The organism is Pseudomonas silensiensis, from assembly GCF_050434865.1.
GTDB lineage: Bacteria > Pseudomonadota > Gammaproteobacteria > Pseudomonadales > Pseudomonadaceae > Aquipseudomonas > Aquipseudomonas fluorescens_W.
In genome coordinates, this window is the sequence record NZ_JBNDJH010000053.1 from 1 (window position 1) to 1309 (window position 1309).

A 1309-nucleotide genomic window follows, 5' to 3' on the forward strand; every position below is an offset into this window, starting at 1 on the left:
TGGTTCTTCACGGAATCCCGGGAAACACAGAAACAAGAACGCCGATTTGATTGATGATGTTCGTGCGAGCAAACACATCTAACAAACCGGCGTTCTTATGCGCGATATTAATACTTTCCTTCCTTTTTGGGAGGGCTTTTCTGTCGTCACGATCAAGCCTGATGGTGACGCGCTACAGATCGACCTGATTCCCCACACCACCCGATTCCCTTCCTGTGGTGGCTGCCAAAAACCTTGTTCAACCACGCACGAGTATTGCGAGCGAACCGTTCGTGATTTGCCCATTCTCGGTCGCGCGGTGCGCCTCAGCGTTTTGCTCAGGCGGGTTGGCTGCCGCGATTGCGGCAAGCGCATGGAGGCCGTCAGTTGGCTGGATCGCTATGCCCGCATGACGCGCCGCCTGGCCGGTGCAGTCATTCAAGCCTGCGAGCGCCTTCCCACCCTACACGTGGCTCAGATGTTTGGGCTGCATTGGGACACCGTTCGGTTGCTGGAGCGTCGAGCCTTGCAAGCGGCGTTAAGCATTCTGCCGAAGGCGCAGCCGCGCCGCCTGGTGATGGACGAGTTCGCGCTGTTCAAAGGTCATCGTTACGCCAGCGTGGTGCTGGATGCCGATACACGACGGGTTCTGTGGATTGGCGAAGGCCGTAGCCGGGCGGCGGTCAGGCCATTTTTTGAAGAACTGGGGCCGGAGGGTTGCGCTCGAATCGAAGCGGTGGCGATGGACATGAACACCGCTTTTGACCTGGAGGTTCGTCAACACTGCCCGAACGCGCGAGTGGTCTACGACCTCTTCCATGTGGTGGCTAAATATGGCCGAGAGGTGATTGATCGGGTCCGCGTCGACGAAGCTAATCGGCTACGCCATGACAAGCCTGCTCGAAAGGTCATCAAACAAGCGCGCTGGCTGTTGCTGCGCAATCCGCAGAACCTGAAAACGCCGGAACAGCAGGTTCACTTGCAGGATTTGCTGGCGGCTAACCAATCGTTGATGACGGTCTATTTGATGAAGGCTGAACTCAAAACGCTCTGGACGCCGAGTACCGCCTGGGACTGGAGATCCGCTTGGAAGCAATGGCTGCGCCATGCCAATGAAAGTGAAATACCGGCTCTGATCCAGTTCGCCAAACGGCTAAAGGGTTACTGGAGGGGCATCGTAAGTCGCGTTCGCTGGCCGATGCATACGGGCCAACTGGAAGGAATAAACAATCGAATCAAAGTCATCAAACGGATGGCGTACGGCTACAGGGATAGCGAATTCTTTTTCATGAAGATCAAGAGCGTCTTTCCCGGTAATCCGTGAAGAACC

At 56.1% G+C, this 1309-nt stretch carries 1 protein-coding gene; it reads left to right on the top strand.

Annotation, left to right across the window (positions count from 1 at the left end; translation table 11 throughout):
- Positions 1 to 97 precede the first annotated feature (97 nt).
- On the top strand, positions 98 to 1303 hold the full coding sequence (locus QF010_RS33975; RefSeq protein ID WP_429510463.1) for an ISL3 family transposase: 1206 nt from the start codon (positions 98 to 100) through the stop codon (positions 1301 to 1303).
- Positions 1304 to 1309 lie beyond the last annotated feature (6 nt).

Excerpts from the sequence above, each read along its gene's own strand:
- QF010_RS33975 (WP_429510463.1), top strand. The coding sequence starts at position 98 with ATGCGCGATATTAATACTTTCCTTCCTTTTTGGGAGGGCTTTTCTGTC.